Below are 24470 nucleotides of genomic sequence, written 5' to 3'. Positions count from 1 at the left end.
CACCGAAGAAGGAATACTCATTCATATCCACCTTTCACAGAAATTTAGTTGTTTTCTATGATTTATTTACTTCTCTACCAGTACTTGGACCCAGGGTGTTAGCGATGTCACCGACCACCTGATCCAATGGTTTACCATTTAATAGCATCGACACAATTTCATCGTTTACGATGTCATTGGCTCTTGCGTAGTCACTTGTGTAATTAACTGCAGGTGTTTCTTTTGCAATCGAGGCAAAAACATTATAAACCGCTTCATTATCAAAATACGCTTGTCTTTCCTGAAATTCTTTTTCTTCGTATGTAGCTAACAAGGAAGGGAATAATCCCTGATTTTTTAAACCACCGATTAATAAGTTCACTTCCGTTGTCGCAAATTCTCCGAAGACATAAGCTGCTTCTTTATTGGTAGATGCTTTGGGGATGACTAAATTAGAACCGCCACCATTAGCCCCTTGGCCTTGTTTTTCGTTAAAGCTAGGAAGTGGCATGGCACCCCATTTTCCGGATAATTCAGGCATTTGATCTTTCATGGTACCCGTCCACCAAATAGCTCCAGGTAAAGTCGCGACATGCCCATTTTTAAGGGCAGATACTCTACCATCCCAATTCGTTACGTTCGTGATCAGCTTCTTATCCTGCATTCGCTGTATCGTTTCTAGTGCTCGTATCGATTCACTTGAATGCACATCAATATTTCCACTAGAATCGAAATAAAATGCCCCTTGTTGATGCAGCATATATTTGTAGAGGGGGACGGTTTCGTTTAAGGTTAAACCGAGCATATTCACTCCTGTTTTTGTTTGAATTACTTCACCGGCATCTATATAATCTTCCCATGTTTCGATAGAAGCTGGTTCAACGCCCGCTTGGTGAAAGATATCTTTTCGATAAAAGATTCCAACTGGCCCCAAATCCCTTGGCATTGCTAGGAAATCGCCATTCTCATCCTTCACTGCTTCCTCTTTGGCTGGGGCAAATTGACCCTCATATTTGCCGTAGCCTAACTCAGATAAATTTGTAAAACGATCAGGGAAATTTTCTTTATAGGATAGTAGCTGTGTTTCTTCGACTTGGACTAAATCCGGGAGTTGTTCCCCTTGGTTTGCTGCTAAACCAGTAATGAGACGTTGATATACTTGGTCAGGTCCTTGCTTATTAATCGTTACATTGACATTTGGATATTTTTCTTGAAATTGAGGAACAATTGATTCTAAAAAATCTGCTTCTAATGCCCATGCCCAAACAGTAATGTCACCAGATATCTGTTCTGGGTCACGAGGGATATTTACTTCCGTTGTACTCTCTGTAGCTTCACAGGCAGCTTGGAAGGATAATATGATCAAGGTCAATATAAAAACGTTCCATTTTATTTTCACATGCATCATCCTAAGCATTTTTTATTAAATAAACATCTTGATTTGAAACGGACGTTAACGCTGATAGAGGCTTTCGACTGATCCATTCCATGATGAAGCATACCATGCTTCCACTAAAAAATAGGGACAACCCTGGATACCATCGAATGACATACAGCCAGATAATCAGGGTAAGGAGGATCGAGAATGAGATAGGAAAGCGAGATAAAGCAAATAAGAAGGTTAGCTTGATACAATTTTTCATCGTTAATTGAAAATGAACATATACCGGAAAAAATGTAACAACACCCAGCCCATACACGATAAATAGGGTAATGTTGCTATATAGAAAGATCGTGGTAAGCAAGTTCTGATTTGGCAGTAGAATGGTGATATTGGCATAAAATATGCTGCCAATCAAAAGAAATAACAGTCCATACCCATTTCCTTTAAGAAACGCTTGAATATAGGTATGAATAAATAAGCATAAAACCGAATGGACGTCCTCCTTGTTTACCCATTTTTTTATAATGGTAAGTAAGGAGATGGTAGCAGGCATAAAACCAAAAATAACTCCACCGATAACCATAAATAGCAGCCATAGAATATTGACATAACTTAAGCGAATGATCCAAATGCAAAGGCTTCGTATCGTATCGAACATCGAACTTTCATCCTTTATCTAAGCAGTACCCCTATTGGAATACTGCTTCATATTAATCAACAACGTAAATACTTGGAGGGGGTGGATTTTGCATATCGTTACCTAAATAAAAACTTGTATGTGGCGGTTGATTATAAGCAACGTTTTGCCAAGCAATTCCCAATCGATATACTGGGTCATGCATTAATGTATAGATTCGGTGATTGGTTAACGCTGTCGTTGTATAAATCGTTAATGCTTCACTATCCTCGGTTCGCCATACGGCTTCTTCACGCCAGTCCCCGATAATATCTGCTTGTAAGGAAGGGTTTCCTTTTGTGCCGTTATTGGAATAAGTTCCATCAGCAGTTAATAATGTTCTTGTTTTGCTATTTTCATAGTCCCATTTTGCAATAGTGCCTACTCCAACACTCTGGTCTTCATTCCAACGATGATCGAGGAGTTCTCTTGATAAATCACCGTCCCACCAGATGGAAAAGTTAGCAGGTGGAATGGCTGTTGAGATTTTATCGCCTTTTGATGTGTAAAGGCCGCCAGTTGTACTATTCCAGGCACCATCAACTGCCCAGCTTTCTTCCCCTTTAAATCTCGGATCAATATCTCCTGATAATCCACGACCAACATCATAATCGGTAGGGATACCCCAAATTAATTCACCTGAATCGGCATCACGAAATTCCATACCAGCCTCATTTGGAAAAGATTCATGTACTTGAAAGACTTCTAATCCAGAGCGTTCAGGATCAAGATCTCCTACATGCATGGCATCTCCATGTCCTAATCCAGTGGTATATAACCCCGTACCATTATCATCAATCGCCATACTTCCATAAATAATTTCGTCTTTATTGTCATCATCTACATCTGCAATACTGAGATTATGATTTCCTTGACTAGCATACCCTTCATTACTAGGTTCATCACTATCAAATGTCCACTGTTTTTCTAATTTACCATTTCGATAATTGTATGCTGTTAACATTGTTTTTTCATAGTAACCCCGAGCCATAATCAGCGATGGTTTAGTGCCGTCAAGGTAAGCAATACCTGCTAGGAATCGGTCGCCACGGTTTCCATAGCAATCCCCCCAATCACAAATGTCTCCTCTAGCAGGAGAATAATTCGTGGTCTCTAATGCTTTCCCAGTTTGTCCGTCAAATATAGTGAGATATTCTGGTCCGTTTATGATTCGTCCTTCTTCATTACGGTAATCCGCGTTTGCATCACCTATTATCGCCCCCGTACCGTCTACCGATCCGTCTGCCGTTTTCATTGCTATTTCTGATTTTCCATCCCCATCTAAGTCATACACCATAAACTGTGTGTAATGAGCTCCTGCTCGGATATTCTTGCCAAGATCAATTCGCCATAAATGGGTACCATCTAACTCGTACGCATCGATGTATACATTCCCAGTAAATCCAGTGTGTGAATTATCTTTTGAATTGGTAGGATCCCATTTAAGAATGATCTCATATTTGCCGTCTCCATCAATGTCACCTACACTAGCATCATTCGCTTGGTAAGCATATTCTACGCCATCTTTTGTTGTACCGCCTTGTGGTTTTTGTAATGGGACATTATAGGAAGCATCGGACCAAACCGTTACCGCCTCAGATCTTGGTTGTTTTTTTCCTTTTTCAATTGGTTCAATCATATATGTGTCATTCGCAGTACCCTCTGAATCAAGAAAATTGGTGCTTTTCTTTATAGGAGATTGATTTATCTTTTTGCCGTTGCGATACAAATTGAAGGATATGTTTGTCCTATCTGTACCTAACATTCGCCAGCTAATAAATACCCCATCAGCTGTCTTAATTGCAACTAGCCCGCGGTCGAGCTTTTCCATTTGACGAGGGGAATCATGCATACTTTCTTTATGGGCACTTACCTGATTGGCATCCTGTTTGCCTGGATAAAAGGAAAAAATAACAATCATTCAAAATAATAACAGAAATGGTTTTCGAATCCATTTATTGCACTTGGTCATCGCCGCGATCTCCTTTCTATAATCCTATGTAATGATTGAAATCCCTTACAAAATAGCTGTTACATTCGCCACGCTCCTTTACTATTTTCCCTCTAGTTTGAATATTATGGTAACAGTTGGTGGATACAGCGTCTTATTAAATTTGGAATAAAAATCCCAATATCGGAACCCTTTGCATTTTCAACTAAAATCTAAATCCGAATGAGTACTTACAATGGTAAATCGTGAACTAAAATAGGGTGCGTTTTCATGGGCACGGCTTCAGCTAAATCGGGTAAGGGTGAACGCTGTCTTCAGACCGCGTTGTTCCCGCAAGAATCATGCCTGTTTTATTTACTAAGGTTCACTGATTTTGGTTATAAATCTTAACGAAAGATAAATAATCCGAACGGATTTGCATGGAATCGTTCGGATTATTATAGGAATAACCTATTCTTTTCGGATATAAAGGACGCTTTATTCTGCTTTGTGTAGCTGTACTTGAAGTTTGTTCCGCTCTTGATTCCTATATTAGTAAGGGTAGCTTTGTTCAGGGATTCTGATAGTCGTTGGTTTTTGCGCCCAACCAGCATCTATTTCACTTGGGAGCCTATGTGCTTGATAACAGGACAAAAGTGTCTCCGCTAATGGAGGAACATACGTCAATTGCGTATCTGGATCTTGTTTTATTGTATGGTCCGGAAAACGAGCAATTGTTGATATGGTATGGTGTATTTGTTCAATGCTAAGTAAATGAGAATAAGCAGCTTCTATACTACAAGGAATAGTCGTTTCTTCATTCAACGCAGCCTGAATACAGACATCTAATTTATGGGTATGTTCTGTTTCGGGATCTCCATAGCTTTTAATGGTGCCATCTTCCCAAGTTGCTCGCATGTCTTCCCCAGCTTCATAGGTAATAGTGGCATGTTCACACTCTAACGTTATATTAGGTCCAATTTGATGATTCACTGCATGAGAAGCGAGGTACAGCAGCTCTACTGACTGATCTGTTTTTGCTCGTAATGCACATGTATCGAAGGTTTCAATCGGATTTGCCCGATAGACCTCTACTTCTAAAGTATTTATTTTTGCACTATGTTCCTTTGTTTTCCCTAATACATAGACGAGATGGTGAAGAAAGTGGGAAGCAGCATTATTGGCAATGCTATCGTATATAGGCTCTCCTTTTGGACCAAGACGTTTTCCAGCCCAATTGGAACGTTGATAATAGTGTTTTGTTCTTGGCCAGAGAACAAGGCTTTGGCCTCGTAATGGCTTTCCAAAAAGACCCTGTTGTATATCTTCTTTTAACAAATGAACAGACGTACTAAATGACCAATTAAATCCGATAGCTAAGAATCTTCCTGTTTTATCTCTTGTTTGACGCATCGTTCGACTTCTTCTACAGAACCAGCAATTGGCTTCTCACAAAGAACATGACTACCATTCTCCATTGCAGTAATAGTCTGCTCGGCGTGAAAATGAATCGGGCTGGAAATGATAGCTAAGTCAGCAGCAGCTGTTTGATAAAATAACTCTAGTGAGGCGAAACAAGGGATACCCATTTCTTGTAGCTTGGTATAATAGTTACTTCGTTCTGGATTTATATCAACAACCCCTTTAATCCAGGAAAGGTATCCTTTTTCTTCTAGTGCATTTAAGTAAATTTCGCCATAACCAGCGATCCCTACTAAGACAATATCACATGTACGGTTCACCGAATCGCACCTTCTTTCTTTAGATTGTCTGCTTGTTGTTGTGCTAAAAGACAGAGCTCTGCCGCTTTAAAGGCATGTTCCTGATGCATCGCAGTGGAAGTGTTTTCGATAACATCATGTGCAAGTCGATAAAAATAAGGGTATCCAACCTTTCCTTTCACATCGTATTGTCTTTCACCGCCATGATTTACTAAATATAAACGCTCGCCAATTGAATTATTCGTTATATCTACATATTTCCGTAATTCAATATAACCATCTGTGCCCAAGATAGTCGTACGTCCATCACCCCAATTGGTTAAACCGTTCGGCGTGAACCAGTCGACACGGAAATAGAGGAGAGTGCCATTATCGCCAATTAAATGAGCATCTCCATAGTCTTCAAACTCTGGATGATCAGGATGTGCAATATTGAGAGCGATACTGCTTTGTATTGTTGCGTCCTGTGCATGAGCAAACGATAGAAATTGTTCAATTTGGTGGCTGCCAATGTCACAGATAATTCCTCCATAGGTAGCTTTTTTAAAAAACCATGCCGGTCTGTCATTGATATTTAAACGATGAGGGCCTAAACCAAGAACCTGAATAACATCCCCAATCGCTCCTTGTTGAATTAATTGTTCAGCAAAACCGCTACACTCAACTTGTAATCGCTCACTATAAAAAATTGCCCAGTGTAGTCCTGTTTCTTTAACCTTTTTCTTTGCTGCATATAGCTGTTTGAGTGATGTAAAAGGTGTTTTGGCAGAAAAGAAATGTTTGCCTGCGTCTAATACACGTAATCCGATGTCGCAACGCTCGGAAGGGATGGCGGCAGAGGCAACCATTTGGATTCGTTTATCCTGTAAGATTTGGTCAAGGGAGGAGGCAGTCCTAACTTCAGGAAATGCTTGCTGAAAAGCTTCTACCTTATCAGGATCTTCATCCCACACCCAATGAATTACAGCACCAGCCTTCTTCATGCCCTCGCACATACTATAAATATGCCCATGCTCCAGCCCACAAGCAGCGATTAATAATGTATCATGTTCAACCGGTGTTTCCTGATGATGGATTGGTTCAAATTCCGTATGCTGCGTTGGATGATATGATGTCTCCATAGCATTGATCGCTCCTTTAAAAATGTGAAACAACGGGGCAGTATGTGCTCCGTTGTTTCCTCGTCTAAACACAAGATAAAAAACGTTGTTTGATTAGCTCTAAGCTTTCTTTTCCAGGCATATCCCAAATTGCTTGGTTAATAATTTCTACTTCAATTGGTCCGTGATAGCCGTTCGCTTCAACTGCGCGACGAATACGGGGTAAGTCAATGACGCCATCTCCCATCATGGAACGCCCTTTAAAAATATCGGGGAGTGGCACTTTCCAATCTGATACATGATATCCTAGTATTTTTCCTGCTGCTTTTTCTATTTCACTATATAAATCAGGATCCCACCAAACGTGAAAAGCATCTATAATGACTCCAACTTGCGAAGATCCTAAGGATTGTTGCAAGGCATTCGCTTCTCCTAACGTGGTAATGACGGAACGATCGGCAGCAAACATCGGGTGGAGCGGCTCAATACCTAGTTTTACACCATGTTGTTCCGCAAACGGGATTATTTCTTCAATACCTTGTTGGACCCATTTTCTGCTCTCAGCTAAATCCTTATGCGGTGATGGGCCACAAACAAGTACAAGAACATCCGCCCCTAATTCTGCTGCTTCTTCAATCGCGTATTTATTATCATCAATCCGTTCCTTTCGCTCGGAAGCAGTAAGCGCAGGAAACATTCCCCCTCGACAAACACTGGATACCTCTAATCCTGATGCGGCAATTAGCTTTTTGGCTTCGAGTAGTCCTACTTCAGCAATCTTATGACGCCATACTGAAATTACAGGTATTTGATGATCCGTACAACCTTGAATTGCTTCCTGCAAGGACCAGTTTTCTGTTGTTATTTGGTTAAGACTTAAACGCTGTATATCCAATTTTTTACTCATGTTCTCGCCTCCATTTGCTGTACCCCAGCTAAATCTAGCATCGGTCGCATACGGGTAATTGCAAGTTCCGGATCTGTGAGCACATTCGCTTGATCTGCCAGCTCGAATAGCTTGGTGAAGTGCAAAATAGACCGTGCGCTTTCTGCTCCGGCTATCATACGAAAATGAGGTTGATGTCCATTAAGATAAGCTAGAAAGACGATGCCAGTTTTATAGGCAAATGTTGGTTTTTGAAAGATATGGCGAGCTAAAGGCGTCGTCCGGTTTAATTTATCTCGATAGGCATTGAGATTGCCTTGATCTAAATCTTGGAAAGCAGATGCGGCAGCCGGAGCAATAGCATCAAAAATACCTAACAACGCATCACTGTATCCCTGGTTATCTCCCTCAATGAGTGAAGTATAGTTAAAGTCGTCTCCTGTGTACATTCGTACATTGTCTGGCAATTGTCTCCGCATGGTAATTTCTTTTTGGTCATCTAATAACGAGAGCTTGATACCTTCAATCTTGTCTGCGTGAGAATGGATAATTCGAAGACATACTTCCATCGCTTCATCTAAATTCTCATGCCCCCAATACCCTGTTAAATTAGGATCAAACATATCGCCTAACCAATGTAGGATAACGGGTTGCGAGACCTGGCTAAGAATTCGATCGTAAACATATTCATAATCTGCTGCAGATGTAGCACATGCCGCGAGAGCACGACTAGCCATAAGAATAACTTTACTACCTGCTCCTTCGACATACGATACTTGTTCTTCATAAGCGTTTATCACATCTTCTAAACTAACATATGGACTCGGGGGAAGGTGGTCAGTGCCGGCACCACTGGCAATATTTCCACCAACACTTTTCGCTTCCTTTACAGAACGAGTAATTAATTCTTTCGCGTGTTCCCAATCGAGACCCATCCCGCGTTGTGCAGTGTCCATTGCTTCGGCCACGGACATACCAAGTGACCAAAGATAATGACGGTATTGCATAGTGAGATCCCAATCTATTGCAGGTTCCCGTACTGGATCACTACTGCCAAATGGATGAGCTACCACATGTGCAGCTGAATAGGCAACACGGGAATGAAAGGAACCCTTTGAAGGTTGGGATAAAGCTTCGCTATGAGATAATTCATATGGGTAGATGGATCCATCAGTATGAGGTAAATAGATAAGTTGATTCATCATCGTTTCCTCCCCTTAGACATTCAAGCTTGGTACTTCAAGCCAACGGCGTTCTTCCGAAGATTGAAGGCCAAGATCTGCAAGCTGCGTCCCTTTAGCACCTTCTAACAAATCCCATGGAAAAGAGTCGTTTTGATATACATGCTTTAAAAACATTTCCCATTGAATTTTGAATGCATTCTCAAATAGTTGGTTATCTGGTACTTCTTCCCATTGATCCTGAAAATCGATGGTATTTTCTATATCCGGATTCCAAACAGGTTTTGGCGTATTCACGCGATGCTGGGTTTTACAGTCACGTAAGCCGGCTACCGCACTTCCTTCCGTTCCATCTACCTGTATCGTTAATAAATCATCGCGATTTACACGGACCGCCCAAGAGGAATTGACACTGGCAATAACGCCATTTTCTAATTCAAAGGTTGCATATGCAGCATCATCAGCCGTCGCCTTGTACGTATTTCCTGCTTCATCCATACGTTCAGTAATATGTGTTGTAGCCACTGCAGACAGTGCTTGCACAGAACCAAATAAATGGTCTAATACATACCGCCAATGGGGGAACATGTCAACGATAATTCCTCCACCTTCTTCTTTTTTGTAATTCCAAGAAGGTCGTTGACATTCCTGCCAGTCTCCTTCGAATACCCAATAACCAAACTCCATACGAACAGAGAGAATATTTCCAAAGAATCCAGCATCTATTAGTCGCTTTAGCTTCATAACACCTGGAAGAAACAATTTATCTTGTACGACGCCATTTTTAACGCCAGCTTCTTTCGCAAGTTTTGCAAGTTTTAACGACCCTTCCAAGGAAGTGGATGTTGGCTTTTCACAATAAATATGCTTATTTGCTTCAATAGCCTGCTTAATCGCTTTTTCCCGAAGTGAAGTCGTTTGAGAATCGAAGTAAATGATGTTGTTTTCATCGGTCAAAGCATCATCAAGGTTGGTCGTCCACCGATCGATGTTATAATTTTCGGCAAGCGCTTTCAGTTTGTTTTTATTACGACCTACAAGTATAGGGTCTGGCATGAGATAATCCCCGTTTGCTAGTGGGACTCCTCCTTGTTCTCTAATTGCAATAATTGATCGTATTAAATGTTGCCTTGTTCCCATACGCCCGGTGACACCATTCATAATGATACCAATCTTTTTTGTACTCATTCGTTTCCCTCCTAAGCTCATTACGTTAAGTGTAAACATAATGGTAATGAAGTGTCTTATTAGAAGGGGAAACAGATTCTCAATTTTGGAACTCAATTCATTACTATAAACATCAATGTTTTCTTTGCGTTAGCCGATACATATTTGGTGGTATACCAACGTTTCTCTTAAATAATCGGTAAAAGGTAGATAGAGATTCAAATCCTACTTCAAAACAGATGGACACAATGTCTTTGTCTGTTTCTGCTAGCATTTGTTTTACTAATCCTAGTCGTACTTCTGTCAGGTATTGCATTGGTGTACTATTGTAATAATCTTTGAAAATACTTTGAATATATCGTTTGCTGATACCCATTCGATCGGCAATATCTTCCGCATGTTTTATATCAAAATAACGTGTATCAATATAGTGCTTTAGTTGCTCGACACGCAATGTGTTTATATCCGTTTGGGTAGATTCATGGGTAGAACGCGCAATGGTAAAAAATAATTCTGCCATATAGATTTTGAGGCCTGTCTCCCATAATCTATCCCCATGGGATTGTTCATAAAGCATTTTTCGAAGTAGTTGACGAATCTCGCTACTATCAAATGCACTGAGTTTTTGTACACGTGCTGTTCGAAATACTTCAGGTATCAGTTCGATTCGGACATCAGGACTTAATACGGTTGTTTCGAATTCAAGCACTAAGACAGTCATTTTTGATGTTGCAGCAATGGAGTGTTCCGTTAATGGAGGAATAATAATAAAACTATCTTGTACAATTGAATACGCTTGATGATTTAAAGTACAAATTCCTTTTCCCTCCAGTGTGTATAATAGTTGATAGGTTTCATGATAATGAGATTGGACCATTCCTTTTTCATTATGTTTACTTTCATATAAAGAGATAAATGTTTGACGCTCGCCATTCGCCTTCAAGAAGAATACCCCCATCCAAATAATCTTTATTTGTCTTTAATTGAAGTATATCATGTTTTTGTTTGTTTTTAATTATTAGTCTTTTTATTTGTTTTGGATAAATTTTGTCAAGATTTTAGATAAGACATGAATGGATAGGCTTGTCCATGAAACCAAACAGCTGAAATAGCATGACTCCGCCGAGAACAACACAGTTCTGAATCTCTCTATTGGAAGTATGCGATATTTCAGGTTGTGGTGTAACGAATGAATCGATTATTCAAATTTAGCCGATCAAATCTTTTTTAATACGGCACGAAAGCAACTCAATTCATGCCAAATTCTCGAAACAACAGCATTGTCTGGTTTGTTCAGGGTGAACTGATCATAGAATTCTACCCCGGTTTCCTTCATAATATTTGCCAATGTATTGATGGAGATCGTTGGATAATCAAAGGTGAAAATCAGTTGCCCATCATCTTTTAAGACACGCTTTAATTCACGAAACGAACGAAGGATATCATCATGGTTTAAGTGTTCCAATACTGAAATGCAAAACACCTTGTTAAAGACTTGATCGGGATAGGGAAGGTTTGTCAGAGAACAACAGGCTAATTCAATTTTGTCTAAATAGTTATCAATCACAGATTTTTTTATTTCTTCAGGGTAGGAGGATACAGCGTCTTCCCAAATCGCTTCTCTTGATAAAATTCGATCATCGATATCGCATGCGTAAACAGAGTGGCATTCATCTGCTAAATAAAATTTTAGCGGGTGACCAATGCCACAAGCTGCATCTAATACGATATCTTCTTTTTTAGCAAAATTTTTGACCCATTCGTATTCATAAAACCTCGTTTCCCATGTATATGGTAAGTCAAAAATAAAATGATTTGAAGAAGGATCTGTCTCCTTAAAAAACCGGGAATGGTGATAGTCCAATTTATTTCCCCCTTTGTATGCGAATGACGATATAGTATATGTATCTTGGTGAAGATTGATAATATAAAAATAGGATGATAAGTTGAAGGGGGGATTTGAATGATGGCGTTAAAAAACCCCTCCATTTATTTGGAGGGGCGATCGGGTTAGGACTACTGGCCATACCAATATTTATTATTAGCAATCTGATTATTATGGGCAGGATCCCAATAATCTACTGAGTATGCATAATCATAGTTCATAATACATTGTATTCCGCTTCCTTGAGGGTCATGGCCCAACCCATAATTATGTGAGAATTCATGTTGTGCTGCCTTAGATGTATTTGTTATCCCTTGGTCCAAATTAACGCTAAAGGCAGTGCCTGGATCTGTATTGTACACATATGCAATGCCTCCAGCATCAAAATTAACATCGTTGGTAAACCCAACGACAAAATCATAGTTTTGACCTGGATGATCTACACTTAAGTCAGCAAGTATTTGCCCACTATTGGCACCTTGAGATGTCCAACTAGCGACTGCTTGTACTTGGAAATCAATTTCATGATCGCGAATGAATGCATCATCTGCATTTTCAACGATTTGCTGTACACGATTTTGCCAGTCACTGTAAGCTGTACGATACTCCTCGTCTGCTACTGCAAGGACGGTAACTGTTCTGCTAGCTTGAGGCTGTACGTCGCTTCTTTTGCTTATACTCGGAGAAACTGTTTTTTCTGTGCTGGTAATATCTTTTATCTCACCGTTTTCTCCGAACTCTATTACTTTAGTAGACTTTTCAATCTTAGCTGGACCTTCATCAGGAGTGTTTTCTTTCGCCTTTGGTAATGCATTCATGTACAAGGTGGATTCCGTATGATTATGGTGATGTACCGAGGATGCGCTTCCTAATACAGTAATTGGTGAGGATAAAATGGAAAAAGCAAGTGCAATCGAAACAACTCGTTTAAGATACATACAAATAGACCCCCTATATTGTTTGTAACTCTAATATTCTGCTAATCTATCAATAATCCTTCTAATATATGTAAAAATAGGATCAAATACCCATAATTTTAAATGATGGTTAATAATGGTAATATATGTATTTGGGAGAGGATAAGTAAATGAAACTATTTCATACGATAAAAAATGATCATATGTATTGGTTAGTCGATCAAGTTAAACAAGAACAAGTCTCAGCTCATACTTATATCGAAGCATTTACAGAATTGTTCAACGAATGGAAGCAACAGGATTGTCATTATATTTCGGTATTAATGGATGAAACCAATCACAAGCAAATGATTGAATTAGGGTTTTCAAAAATTTCCTCGATTGTGGAATATACGCGGGAACTCCAGGAGGTATCTAGACACCAATCTAACATTCTGACTCATTCGTTAATCGAAGGAAAGATGAGCGACCAAGATTTTGCTGTATTATATCAAACATGCTGTTCTGGTACGGCAAATAAAAATAAACAGCAGTCGGTAGATGAATTCATGCGTTCATTGCAAAGCGAGCTTGGTTTAACATGGCGGGAACACTGCTATTATTTTAAGAGCGGAGATGAAGTTATTGGGTTAGCTATCCCTCATATTGAAATGGGAACAGTTAATGAGGGAAGGTTGTTTTATTTTGGCGTTGTTCCTAAATGGCGTAACCAAGGTAACGGAACAAAAATTCATCAAATCGCCTTAGTGTTACTTAAAGACATGCAAGCAACATATTATGTGGGAAGTACAGATACAGCTACCAGCCTATGATATCGATATTTCTACAGAATCACTGTAAGTTAAGGGATAGAAAGGGAATCTATCGATTTGAGCAATCATCATAAAAGCTACTGTTACCCTTTAACAGTAGCTTTTCTTAATGATTTCCCTTCCTGTTAATAAAGAAACGGAATCAGCTTATTCGTAGATTGTTTATATCTTTTGAACTGTTCTCCGTACTTGTCAGCTAAATAGGTATCAAGTATTGGAATGTTATACCATGCGAGGAAGCAGAACAAGATAATTGGGATAATTAGTGCCCCTGTTGACCTTGTGAATAAGGCTAAAGCAGTCACCCAGACGAGATCCCCAAAATAATTAATATGCATAGCATAGGTAAATAATCCTTCGGTATATAATCCCCCTTTATGAGCTGGTTCCCGTTTCCATCGATCACGTTGGATTTCTGAATAAGTATTGATAAAAGACCCTATTAAAAACAAAAGGATAGAGCCAATGTCAAGAAGGTCAACAGGCTTGTCGGTTATCAGTGTGAAAATGCTAAATCCAATATAATATAACGAAAAAGCAACGGGTATCGTCATTGCCTCTTGCCAAGGCATCTTCCGTTTTAATAAATAGAATATAGTGACGTACATTCTTCCATATACAATTAAAAACAAACCAAATAGCAAAAAGTTACGCAGGGAAAGCTGCTCGTCTACGAAAAATAACAACCAAGCCGCTAGAAAAAGTATGAGTGTTTCTAGTCCAATAACTGTCCATTTTTGGAGTCTGCTTTGTTCTTTTTTTCGATATAAGTTCATTTCGAAACACCTCCTCTATATCTAATATAGCATGTATAGGTATTATGTCTTAATTGACTAAAAACTTTATTTAATCTGTAGGATGAAAAGTATGTATGTGGTTGAAATGGCATGGACAAAAGGATTATTTTAATGTCAATAAATTACAAAAGGCAGATTATTAGGAATCGGTGTGCTAAAATACTTAATTGGTGTCAATAAAGGGGACAAATTACACATTTTATTAATGGCTTTATAGGAGGATTTAACCTATGAATTATAGGGATATTGGAATTGACCTTGGGACAGCGAATGTACTTATTCATGTGAAAGGCAAAGGGATAGTATTGGATGAACCATCTGTTGTTGCGCTTGACCGAAACACAGGTAAAGTGATCGAGGTAGGTGAAGCAGCAAGAAGAATGATTGGACGAACGCCCGGAAATATCGTAGCTATTCGTCCGTTGCAAGATGGTGTAATCGCTGATTTTGATAGTACTGAGGCAATGTTAAAACATTTCATTAATAAAATTAACGTCAAAGGATTCATGTCTAGACCAAGAATGCTCATCTGTTGTCCTACGAATGTAACAAAGGTAGAACAACGAGCAATTAAGGAAGTGGCAGAGAATGCGGGAGGGTCTAAAGTATTTTTGGAGGAGGAGCCAAAGGTAGCAGCCATTGGGGCAGGAATGGATATTTACAAACCTAGTGGAAATATGGTAATTGATATCGGTGGGGGTACAACCGATATAGCAGTCTTATCTATGGGAGATATTGTAACATCAGAATCTATCAATATGGCCGGTGATAAATTCGACAACGAGATTCTTAAATACATAAAGAAAAAATATGGTCTTTTAATAGGGGATAGAACGGCAGAAGAAATGAAAACGACCATTGCGACAGTACATGAAAGCAGTCGTAGTGAGGAGATGAATATTCGTGGCAGAGATTTGGTTTCTGGTCTCCCGAGAAATATTTCTGTTCATTCTGTAGAATTGCAAGAAGCTCTACGAGAATCAGTATCTCTAATTGTTCAAGCTGTTAAATCCGTACTTGAACGGACACCGCCAGAATTATCCGGTGATATTATAGATCGGGGGATTACGCTAACTGGTGGAGGTGCCCTTATTCATGGGTTAGAAGAACTGCTTATAGAAGAATTAAAGGTGCCCGTATTTTTAGTAGAAGAACCAAAAAACTGTGTAGCCTTGGGTACAGGATTCATATTAGAGAATCTAAATGAGATATCAAAAAATCAGGTGGTTTAAATTTATCCGTAATTAGAATGAAACAAGGTAAAAATGTGTCATTATAAATAGAGGTGATAGATAGTGAAGAAGAGAAGTTTTGTATTTCTTCTCTCTATAGGATTATTCATTTTCCTTTGTATGCTAATTATACAAAATCAGGAATTAAAAGCTAGTAATTCATCTTTAAATACAGATATACATTCAATGGAAACCCAAATACAAGAGATGAAAAGAATCGAAAAGTCGGAAGTATTTCCACAAGCCAAAGAAGCAGCACAGAATTTTATTCAAACCTATTTTAAATTTACAGATCAACCGGATGAGCGCCAAGTAAAATCTTTTTTAGCAAAAGGTGTAGAAAAAAGTTTACGCTTCCATAATGAAATAGAAACAACGCATGATTTTACGAATATTGTAACAAATGTTAAAGATTTAGAAGTGTATTATGGTGATAAAGAAGCATATCGTCAAGAGATATTTGCTCATTTCAACAGTGAAATCCAAGTAGAAAAAAATAAAACAAGCAGTCCTACTTTTCTAAGACTTGAGATGATTCGCATTCAAGATGATTGGAAAGTGGAGGATATTGAGTATATGAAGTATGAATAGATCATTTCGTTTGTTGGTAACGACACATTGATAAATTCGGAATACTTAAAATTTATCCCCGAGTGGCACTTTAATTTTCTTATAAAAAAGGAGATAGAATAATAATGAAATCAACTGGTATTGTACGAAAAATTGATGATTTAGGTCGTGTGGTGATTCCCAAGGAACTCCGTCGTACATTAGATATTGATATTAGAGATGAAGTTGAGGTGTTTGTAGAGGATAATAAGATAATTTTAAAAAAATGCAATGTCAATAAAACGTGTCAAGTTACTGGGCAGATTTCAAGAAATAACCTATCGCTTGCAAATGGAAGAATTATTCTTAGTCCGGAAGGTGCGAAAAAGCTGATACGAGAGATAGAATATAACATTTAGAACATTCATGCTCGATGACTTCTAACAATACTGGAATACAGTTGTTTAAATTTAATATTGAGGATGTAGTGATTGTTATATACAGTTAGGAAATTACTTGTATGCATTATGTGTGTATTATTTAGTTATTCCCTCATTACAGGTGTTTCAAAATCAGTCAGTCTTATTCTCCTTTGCATTGGATAATGACAATAATTATGGGAATAGGAGAATGTAAGGAGAAACGAACGCTAATGGGAATCGTTAGTTTCATCATTTCTTTACTCTTAATTTGTGTAACACTACTCTATTTTTAGCTAAGAATAGAAAAAATGAGTAAGATCGCTTCATTTATATACCGGTCTTACTCTGAAACGTTGTTTCTATTTTTTGATATCGTCTGTATAAAAGCCTCGACATTCTGTTTTTTTCTCATAATTGGTGAGTAAACATAAGAAAGCGTTCGATTGAATGAGATGTTCTTTAATGGGAGAATGGTTAATTGATGTAATTGTACATCTCGTTCAATCACACTGTGAGAAAGGAGCGATAATCCCAATCCTTTAATAACACTTTCTTTAACCCCTTGATTACTACTAATGGTGAGTAATGATTTGACTTTTAACCCATTGGAACGAATGACATGGTCAAGGTACTCACGTGTTCCAGACCCTTCTTCTCTTGTCACCCACGCTTGATGTTGCAAATCCCCCATCGTTACTTTTGGTTTTGTTGCTAATGGATGATTCACCCCAGCAAGAATAAAAAGTTCATCTTGCATAAATGGATAAACGGACAGCTCTTTATCATTTGTTTGTCCTTCAATTAACCCAATATCTACATGGAATAGTTTTACATCTTGAACAACTTCTTCGGTATTGCCTATCATTACTTCCAATTCCAGTTCTGGATAAGCTGCTTGTAGTTCAGCAAGTACTACAGGCAAAATATATTCTCCAATCGTAAAACTAGCACCGATTTTTAGTTCTCCTTTCACGGCGTGATGATGCTCGCTAATTTCTTGCTTTGCTTGTTCGTAAATCGTAATGATCTGTTTTGCGCGGTGATATAAGATTTCCCCTGTTGGTGATACCTGTAAAGATTTTGGAGAACGAACAATTAAATTGGTTCCAAACTCTTTTTCTAGGTTTTTAATGTGTAGACTGACACTTGGCTGCGAGATGTGTAATATTTCAGCTGTTTTGGTGAAATTTTTAACGTCGACAAGTGTAATAAATGTGCGTAATGCATCATAATACATTCGGTATCCTCCTTAACTATTATTAATATTAATAGTTACAATTATATATATGTATTTTACTAATAACAATACTTCCGTTAAAGTTTTAGTTGATATCGATCATCGGTTTTGAAGGAGTGATACAATTGGGGAATATGGTGGGCGAACCAAAAGCTAATCAATATGCATTTATAAAAGGAATTGGGTTAACATTACTCATTGCTATAATGGCAAAATATGCAGCAGTTTTACCATTCTTATCTATACTTGGGCAGTTGGTCATTGCAATCATTATTGGAATGATATGGAAAGCGACGATTGGTGTTAGAGATCATTTACAATCGGGTATCAATTTCTCAAGTAAGAAACTGTTACGTCTTGGTATTATTCTCTTAGGGATGCGACTCAACTTAGCAGATATTTATAACGCTGGGTTAAGTGTATTTATGATTGCAGCAATATGTCTTGTATTTGCACTACTTGTCGTCTATGGATTAACTCGCTTGTTCGGGGTAGAAAAGCGATTAGGCATACTTACTGCATGTGGCACGGCCATTTGTGGAGCAGCAGCTGTTGTCGCAATTGCGCCACAAGTAAAGGCAAAAGATGATGAAACAGCGGTGGGTGCAGCAACTGTGGCAGTCTTGGGGACAATGTTTACGTTAATTTATACATTTTTATATGCATTCTTAAATCTATCACAAACTGGGTACGGTGTTTTTACTGGTGCAACATTACATGAAGTTGCACATGTAGTAGCAGCCGCGGGAGCTGGTGGCAGTCATGCCATCGATATAGCAGTGATTGTTAAATTAACGAGGGTTGCATTACTTGTTCCAGTAGCCATTATCATCGGATATTTGTTTCAACGTATAGGCAGTAATTCCGGTAAAAAGGTATCGATGTCGATTATTCCATGGTTTATTTTGGGCTTTATTGCCATGAGTGGTTTTAATACACTTGGTATTGTATCACAGGATGTGGCTGAAATTATTGTTACGATTGCTTATTTATTTATTGCAATGGCTATGGCGGGACTTGGCTTGAATGTGGATATCAAAACGTTTCGAAAATTAGGTATGAAATCATTTGCAGCGGGAGTAATCGGTTCCGTCTTATTAGCAGGTTTGGGTTATTTACTCGTTATATTCTTCGTTTAAATTCATTCCTATCTTTTATAAAATAAATCTATTAGAGGCTGGTCAAAAGGTTTTTATTCATAATAATTATATGAACCATTTCATTTCAATTAGTTAAAATAGGTTGTATCATCGCTTCGTCAAATCCTTCGCTTTCCGCGGCTTCAGCTACCTCGGTAAGCAATATCTGCTTTCCGAGGGGGAGTTGTTCCCGCAGAAGCTAAGTTTTAAGGGGGCTTTTGGGGCTAACTATTTTCGTTCTGCCCCGCCTCCTTCGTTCTAAAGTTCAAAATTATTCGCACGCTCTACTTTACAAATACGTACAGCGAATGCCTGGTACCATTCTTCTTTCCCTTTTTTCTGCACAATTTGGTGGACGGCATGGTTTTTCCATTGATTAATCGCCTCTAATGAATCCCAATAGGATACGGTAATTCCTACATTTGTATCCCGAGAACTCTCCACGCCTAAAAAGCCAGTTTGTTTTTCAGCAATTTCGATCATCTTTTTTGCCGTTTGATCATACCCCTTATCAATATCCGTGCGTTGTGATGTGAATATAGCCGCATAATATGGAGCTTCTGGTGTCTTTGCAATAGCACACACCGATAGATCTCTCCTTTCAACTTCGATTTATCTTATTCTATTCTGACTTGAATAGGAAAAGAAGGAGTGGAGATATATCTATTGATGTGATACTTCTTTCTATGTTTAATAAATAGACAATCGTTACGGAAACTGGCTTAACGGAAATAATTTGAATACAATAGAACAAACGTAGATGTGGAGGAATGATATGAAAACGGAAAAAGAAAAGATGGTAGATGGGGAATTATATAATCCTTCTGATCAAACCTTAGTAAATGACCGAAGGACAAGTAGACGTAAGACACGACTTTATAATCAATCATTAGAAATGGAAGGTACGGATAGAGAAGTATTGCTCAACGATTTATTTGGCTCCATGGGGGAAAATATATTTATTGAACCAACATTCCGGTGTGATTATGGCTACAATATCCATGTTGGGGATCAGTTTTATGCTAACTTTGATTGTGTCATCCTTGATGCGTGCGAGGTTCGTATCGGGCACAATTGTATGCTTGCTCCTGGTGTACATATTTATACAGCCACACATCCACTTCATGCCCAAGCAAGAAATTCTGGGAAGGAATTCGCAAAACCGGTTACAATTGGAGATAATGTGTGGATTGGGGGCCGCTCAATTATTAACCCTGGAGTTTCAATCGGTAATAATGCAGTTATTGCTTCAGGAGCGGTAGTTACAAAGGATGTTCCTGATAACGTAGTTGTAGGTGGTAATCCGGCACGACTTATTAAACATTTGGAGTAGAGCGCGAAACAAAAATATTATAGAAAAACAATCAGCCTATTCAACGTAGTATTCGTTATCGTTCGTTTTTGAAAATAATAATTACTATCAAAATGGGATTGTCTTGTCCGCTACTCATACAAAATAAATAGGCATAGCTCCTGCAGGCACGGCACAGTCGTAATGCCCCACTAGGGATTTTTGCTTACTTACGGTAACTGAGTCCGTTCTCGCAGAAAGCATGCCATATTTCAGGTTGCAATTTAATCGGTTTGTCGATTATCCGAAGTTCGTTCACTTTTGACTCAGCCTCTACGCTTCAACAGCAAATAATGACTTATCTTCTACCTTGTTTGTTACGATAGTAAGGATCATGCCTAATATAATCATACTTGCAGCAATAATTGTAATCCACCTGTAGTTTGCCCCACTATGCAGCAGGAGGGTACCTAATGTGGCACCGATACTATTGGCTAAATTAAATACAGAAGCAGCTATGGTCCCTGAGAGAGATGGTGCCTCCTTTCCGCCAAGAATAATTTTTGAGTTTAAGATTGGCGTTGTACCGAATGTACCTGCACCGAATAAGAAGCACATAACAAAAGCTAACGGTGTAAGTTGAATCATAAATGTGAACGCGACAAGTGCCATTGCTAAAATAGCTAATGCTAGTATCAATCGTTCGGTTAAGAAATCAGGACGAATTCTTCCTGAGACAAAATTCCCAATTACTGCGCCTAAACCGAAACAGAAAAATGCCACGGTAATTCCTGTTACTCCTAATCCAGCAAATTCACGTAACATCGGTTCGATAAACGTATAAGCGGTAAACACCCCGGAGAACCCAAAAACAATAATTGCTAGAATTAATAATACATTCTTATTCTTAAAGATAGTGAGCTCTTGTTTTAAGTTAGGTGCTATTTCAGGCTTTTGATTTGGTGTACATAAAATGAGGCCAACGAGTGCGAGTACACCGAGTGCTGAGATAAACCAAAACACATAGCGCCAATCCAAAAAACCGCCAAGATAAGAACCAAAGGGAACACCTAGCATAACAGCAATTGTAAGACCACCTTGGACTGCTGCAATAGCACGTGGACCTTTTGTGGGAGGGGATATATTATAAGCAATGGACATACATAAGCCAAAAAACGGTGCATGCATGGCTGCTGAGAATAACCTAGATACTAAAAGTGTTTCAAAGTTTGGTGCCATTGCTGCCATCATATTACTAACTATAAATAACCCCATTAAAGAAATAAGCAAAGGTTTAGGGGATATTTTAATCGTAACCATTCTCAGTATTGGACCAAAGATTGCTACACTAATGGCATAAACACTTAGCAAGAGTCCAGTTGTCGATACAGATACATTTAAATCAGCAGCAAACTGTGTTAGTAAGCCTGTAACAACGTATTCTGTCATGCCAATAGCGAAAGTCGATATCATAAAGATAGCTAAGATTAAATTACGAGTTGGTTGGATAGAAGTCATGCTTTTACCTCCTTCTGTTTTAGAAACGAAAGGAGATATAATATATCATGATTGGACATATGTCTAGTGGTTTTGCTTATTTTTTTATTGAATAATTTAGTGGGCTGTAGTAAGGACTGCAATCAATGAAAAAAGTCACTAATTAAATTAGTGACTCTTTTCATTTACCACCAATAAGGGCGATATGGTCCAAATCTTCTAACTCCATAGAATGGAAAGGCAAATAAGCCAAACGGTCCAAAGAAAGGAAATAAGCGTTCGTCATTCCCTTCAAATCGGTTGTGTTGATTGTCTTCAGTTGAAGGCATTAGAATGTATAATTTTTCATCATCAAAACTGTGTAAGATTCCGATGTGCATACTACCGTCGTTCGTTTCGATCTGGATAAACTGGTATATATAATTGTTGCAAAATTCCTTCATGTTCATCCGTTGCTCCTGCGTAGGATACTCAGAGCCGTTGCTTTCTGTTTGATTATTAGGATAATTCATCTCATCAACCTCCTTATATTCACCCATATCGTATTCAAATGTGACTAAAAATGTGTCTTTATCACAAGATGATATGAATGATGGAACGGTTAGCGTATCGTTAATTCTGATGAATCAGCCTTTAATTGTTGGTTCCACAGTTTCATTTTTTCTAAAGCATAAGCATCTGATTGAATATCCCCTGGTTTATTTGCCTTACCGATGACATAATCCACAAATTCCATATTCAAATACTCAAATATCGCATTGAATTGTAAGATTAGTGGCAATGCAGCTGTTTTAGGGTGTGGATTTTCACCTGTAACAATAACGTAAGCTTTTTTACCTCGAAAAGCTTCCCAAAAATCGATGCGTTCATCTTTCATATATTGACTCCAACGATCGAAGAAGATTTTCATTTGCCCAGATACACCAAACCAATAAACAGGGGTGACAAAGAAATAAGTGTCATATTGCAAAAAATCAAAGAAAAGTTCTTCATAATCGTCGTTTACCATGTCAAATCCTCCGGCATCATGCCGTTGATCAACAATGGGGTTCAATTTCTTCTCAAGTAGAAAAATTTCTTTATGGTCGATGCCTTCCAATGCTTTATTGCTTAGGTAAGCAGTATTTCCGTCTTTTCTAGAACTACCTAATAAGGTCATAATTTTCATATCAATCTCTCTCCCTTGTATTAAAGTTACTTCTAGCATATACTGATTACTAAGTTCAGTAAAATAGATATATTTGAATTAATCGATCAGTATTTTTGATAATAAAGAGGTGAAGTAAAGGTGGAATTACGTCAGCTCATTACTTTTACAACGATTGTAGACTTAGGCGGGTTTAAAAAGGCAGCGGAAATGTTGGGTTATGCTCAATCATCAATTACAGCACATATAAAAGACTTAGAGGAAGAATTGGAACAACCATTGTTCGACCGTTTAGGAAAGAAAGTAATTTTAACGCAGGCAGGAAAAAACTTTCTTCCATATGCAACAGAAATTATTCAACTATATACAAAATCAAAAGCAACGATACATGCAAGTAATGAACCATCTGGTCCATTAACAATTGGTGCAAGCGAATCTTTGATGATCTATTGGCTGCCAACGATTATTATGCAATTTCGTCAACAGTTTCCCAAGGTAGAGTTAACGCTAAAAACGATTCAATATGATGATTTGGAAGGTCAATTAAAACGCGGAGAGATAGATGCTGCTGTATTAGTAGAAGATGAGAATTGGCATAGCGAAGCTTTATTCATTGATAAAATAAGTGAGGAAACGTTAGCGCTCGTACAATCCGCAGATCATGCTGCGCATTCTTCTACTACAGAAACGATGCTTGTTACGGAATATACGTGCAGCTGGAGAACGATTATTGACCAGCATCTGAAGGCAATGGAGAATAAGGTAATATCTAAAGTTGAATTACCAAGTATTGAAGCAATTAAACAATGCGTTCTTTGTGGATTAGGTAATTCCATGCTGCCTTATTTCGTAGTAAAAGATCAGATATTGGAAGGGAAGTTGGTAGAAACGCCGTCCTTCAGCCCTTCAAATATAATTGGGGTATATGCCGCAAGACATAAAGACAAGTGGCTTTCCCCTAATTTAAAAGTATTTCTGAATATGCTAGCATAAGTCTTCTTTTTTCTGTACAACGACTGGAGATTGTACCATAGATAATGAAGATGCATAGACCGGCAGACACCATCTGGAATAGATTATAGTAGATTCTATTTAGAGGAGGTGTTTGCATTGCGTAGAGATCGAGCGTTTAGCAGACCTGGCTTTTGTTTTCCACGGGGATACAGGTGGTGCGGACCTGGGTGTAGTGGTCCTGGAACGCCAATCAATGATGTAGATGCTGTATGTAAGGCACATGATGAATGTTATCAACGCTATGGTGATCCATGTAAATGCGATCAGATATTTATGGATCAACTTCGAGCAAAAATCAATCCAAGAACAGAAAAAGGGAGACACGCTAGAACCCTATATAATTATATGCGCTTACAATCTGCTTTTACCTGTGGGTTTGGGTTTACAAAAAGGCATGGATAAATACATGTTTAAACCATGAGGGGCTGACTCATGGTTGTTTTTATGTGGGGTAGTAACGAAGTACTGTACATAAATACAAAAATGTATTAACATCGTTAAATGTGC

Annotated in this window: 27 protein-coding genes; 9 read left to right on the top strand and 18 right to left on the bottom strand. The window is 38.4% G+C overall.

What is annotated here, in order from left to right; genetic code table 11:
• Positions 1-55 precede the first annotated feature (55 nt).
• The 12 genes from M948_RS29845 to M948_RS29795 all read right to left on the bottom strand — a co-directional run bounded on the left by M948_RS29845 (position 56) and on the right by M948_RS29795 (position 12847).
• Positions 56-1378: an ABC transporter substrate-binding protein gene (locus M948_RS29845; protein WP_021290113.1), complete on the bottom strand. Its 1323-nt coding sequence runs from the start codon at positions 1376-1378 to the stop codon at positions 56-58.
• 10 nt (positions 1379-1388) lie between these two features.
• Positions 1389-2021: a YesL family protein gene (locus tag M948_RS29840; RefSeq protein ID WP_021290112.1), complete on the bottom strand. Its 633-nt coding sequence runs from the start codon at positions 2019-2021 to the stop codon at positions 1389-1391.
• 52 nt (positions 2022-2073) lie between these two features.
• On the bottom strand, positions 2074-3891 hold the full coding sequence (locus tag M948_RS29835; RefSeq protein WP_051170052.1) for a rhamnogalacturonan lyase: 1818 nt from the start codon (positions 3889-3891) through the stop codon (positions 2074-2076).
• A 630-nt stretch (positions 3892-4521) separates the two neighbouring features.
• The gene (locus M948_RS29830) at positions 4522-5382 is read right to left on the bottom strand and encodes a hypothetical protein (protein WP_021290110.1); all 861 of its coding nucleotides are present in this window, start codon (positions 5380-5382) and stop codon (positions 4522-4524) included.
• Entirely contained in the window at positions 5346-5711 is a 366-nt protein-coding gene (locus M948_RS43600) for a Gfo/Idh/MocA family protein (RefSeq protein ID WP_021290109.1), read from the bottom strand. The genes M948_RS29830 and M948_RS43600 overlap by 37 nt, the downstream gene beginning before the upstream one ends.
• Complete coding sequence (locus M948_RS29825) at positions 5708-6811, bottom strand: Gfo/Idh/MocA family protein (protein ID WP_021290108.1); 1104 nt, start codon at positions 6809-6811, stop codon at positions 5708-5710. The genes M948_RS43600 and M948_RS29825 overlap by 4 nt, the downstream gene beginning before the upstream one ends.
• 64 nt (positions 6812-6875) lie before the next feature.
• The gene (locus tag M948_RS29820) at positions 6876-7697 is read right to left on the bottom strand and encodes a sugar phosphate isomerase/epimerase family protein (RefSeq protein ID WP_021290107.1); all 822 of its coding nucleotides are present in this window, start codon (positions 7695-7697) and stop codon (positions 6876-6878) included.
• Positions 7694-8878 (bottom strand): dihydrodipicolinate synthase family protein, encoded by a 1185-nt coding sequence (locus M948_RS29815; RefSeq protein WP_021290106.1) that lies wholly within the window; start codon positions 8876-8878, stop codon positions 7694-7696. Before M948_RS29815 ends, M948_RS29820 begins: the two co-directional genes overlap by 4 nt.
• 15 nt (positions 8879-8893) lie before the next feature.
• On the bottom strand, positions 8894-10045 hold the full coding sequence (locus tag M948_RS29810; protein ID WP_021290105.1) for a Gfo/Idh/MocA family protein: 1152 nt from the start codon (positions 10043-10045) through the stop codon (positions 8894-8896).
• A 112-nt stretch (positions 10046-10157) separates the two neighbouring features.
• Complete coding sequence (locus M948_RS29805) at positions 10158-10967, bottom strand: AraC family transcriptional regulator (RefSeq protein WP_021290104.1); 810 nt, start codon at positions 10965-10967, stop codon at positions 10158-10160.
• Positions 10968-11240: 273 nt separating this feature from the next.
• Complete coding sequence (locus M948_RS29800) at positions 11241-11888, bottom strand: class I SAM-dependent methyltransferase (protein ID WP_021290103.1); 648 nt, start codon at positions 11886-11888, stop codon at positions 11241-11243.
• A 152-nt stretch (positions 11889-12040) separates the two neighbouring features.
• A complete protein-coding gene (locus M948_RS29795) occupies positions 12041-12847 on the bottom strand; it encodes a zinc-dependent metalloprotease (RefSeq protein ID WP_021290102.1) in 807 nt (268 codons plus the stop codon).
• 149 nt (positions 12848-12996) lie between these two features.
• Here M948_RS29795 and M948_RS29790 point away from each other — a divergent pair, with 149 nt between their 5' ends.
• The gene (locus M948_RS29790; RefSeq protein WP_021290101.1) at positions 12997-13638 is read left to right on the top strand and encodes a GNAT family N-acetyltransferase; all 642 of its coding nucleotides are present in this window, start codon (positions 12997-12999) and stop codon (positions 13636-13638) included.
• A gap of 125 nt (positions 13639-13763) precedes the next feature.
• On the opposite strand, the gene M948_RS29785 is transcribed toward M948_RS29790, so the two are convergent.
• Positions 13764-14414 (bottom strand): methyltransferase family protein, encoded by a 651-nt coding sequence (locus tag M948_RS29785; protein ID WP_021290100.1) that lies wholly within the window; start codon positions 14412-14414, stop codon positions 13764-13766.
• 251 nt (positions 14415-14665) lie between these two features.
• On the opposite strand from M948_RS29785, the gene mreB reads away from it, so the two are divergent.
• The 4 genes from mreB (at position 14666) to M948_RS43985 (ending at position 16931) form a co-directional block, all read left to right on the top strand.
• A complete protein-coding gene (gene mreB, locus M948_RS29780; RefSeq protein WP_021290099.1) occupies positions 14666-15667 on the top strand; it encodes a rod shape-determining protein MreB in 1002 nt (333 codons plus the stop codon).
• 63 nt (positions 15668-15730) lie between these two features.
• Positions 15731-16258, top strand: a complete 528-nt coding sequence (locus M948_RS29775) for a hypothetical protein (protein WP_021290098.1) — start codon at positions 15731-15733, stop codon at positions 16256-16258.
• 104 nt (positions 16259-16362) lie between these two features.
• Positions 16363-16635, top strand: coding sequence for an AbrB/MazE/SpoVT family DNA-binding domain-containing protein (locus M948_RS29770; RefSeq protein WP_021290097.1), 273 nt, complete (start codon positions 16363-16365; stop codon positions 16633-16635).
• A gap of 185 nt (positions 16636-16820) precedes the next feature.
• On the top strand, positions 16821-16931 hold the full coding sequence (locus tag M948_RS43985) for a DUF3953 domain-containing protein (RefSeq protein ID WP_148530674.1): 111 nt from the start codon (positions 16821-16823) through the stop codon (positions 16929-16931).
• Positions 16932-16978: 47 nt separating this feature from the next.
• Here M948_RS43985 and M948_RS29765 read toward each other — a convergent pair whose 3' ends face one another.
• A complete protein-coding gene (locus M948_RS29765) occupies positions 16979-17875 on the bottom strand; it encodes a LysR family transcriptional regulator (protein WP_021290096.1) in 897 nt (298 codons plus the stop codon).
• A 134-nt stretch (positions 17876-18009) separates the two neighbouring features.
• Here M948_RS29765 and M948_RS29760 point away from each other — a divergent pair, with 134 nt between their 5' ends.
• Positions 18010-19014, top strand: coding sequence for a YeiH family protein (locus M948_RS29760; RefSeq protein ID WP_031335251.1), 1005 nt, complete (start codon positions 18010-18012; stop codon positions 19012-19014).
• A gap of 258 nt (positions 19015-19272) precedes the next feature.
• On the opposite strand, the gene M948_RS29755 is transcribed toward M948_RS29760, so the two are convergent.
• The gene (locus M948_RS29755; RefSeq protein ID WP_021290094.1) at positions 19273-19599 is read right to left on the bottom strand and encodes an antibiotic biosynthesis monooxygenase family protein; all 327 of its coding nucleotides are present in this window, start codon (positions 19597-19599) and stop codon (positions 19273-19275) included.
• A gap of 190 nt (positions 19600-19789) precedes the next feature.
• On the opposite strand from M948_RS29755, the gene M948_RS29750 reads away from it, so the two are divergent.
• Positions 19790-20347 (top strand): maltose acetyltransferase domain-containing protein, encoded by a 558-nt coding sequence (locus tag M948_RS29750; protein WP_021290093.1) that lies wholly within the window; start codon positions 19790-19792, stop codon positions 20345-20347.
• Positions 20348-20638: 291 nt separating this feature from the next.
• On the opposite strand, the gene M948_RS29745 is transcribed toward M948_RS29750, so the two are convergent.
• From M948_RS29745 to M948_RS29735, 3 genes are all read right to left on the bottom strand, one after another.
• The gene (locus M948_RS29745; protein WP_021290092.1) at positions 20639-21823 is read right to left on the bottom strand and encodes an MFS transporter; all 1185 of its coding nucleotides are present in this window, start codon (positions 21821-21823) and stop codon (positions 20639-20641) included.
• Between the two features lie 164 nt (positions 21824-21987).
• Entirely contained in the window at positions 21988-22314 is a 327-nt protein-coding gene (locus M948_RS29740; protein ID WP_021290091.1) for a hypothetical protein, read from the bottom strand.
• An 89-nt stretch (positions 22315-22403) separates the two neighbouring features.
• Positions 22404-22970, bottom strand: a complete 567-nt coding sequence (locus M948_RS29735; RefSeq protein WP_021290090.1) for a flavodoxin family protein — start codon at positions 22968-22970, stop codon at positions 22404-22406.
• A 120-nt stretch (positions 22971-23090) separates the two neighbouring features.
• Here M948_RS29735 and M948_RS29730 point away from each other — a divergent pair, with 120 nt between their 5' ends.
• Positions 23091-23942 (top strand): LysR family transcriptional regulator, encoded by an 852-nt coding sequence (locus tag M948_RS29730; protein ID WP_021290089.1) that lies wholly within the window; start codon positions 23091-23093, stop codon positions 23940-23942.
• Positions 23943-24059: 117 nt separating this feature from the next.
• On the top strand, positions 24060-24365 hold the full coding sequence (locus M948_RS29725) for a hypothetical protein (RefSeq protein ID WP_021290088.1): 306 nt from the start codon (positions 24060-24062) through the stop codon (positions 24363-24365).
• Positions 24366-24470 lie beyond the last annotated feature (105 nt).

Origin of the sequence: Virgibacillus sp. CM-4 (assembly GCF_000445495.1) — a bacterium.
GTDB classification, from domain to species: domain Bacteria; phylum Bacillota; class Bacilli; order Bacillales; family Amphibacillaceae; genus Virgibacillus; species Virgibacillus salexigens.
Note: the sequence above shows the minus strand (reverse complement) of the source record. Positions and strands in the feature narration are given on the sequence as shown.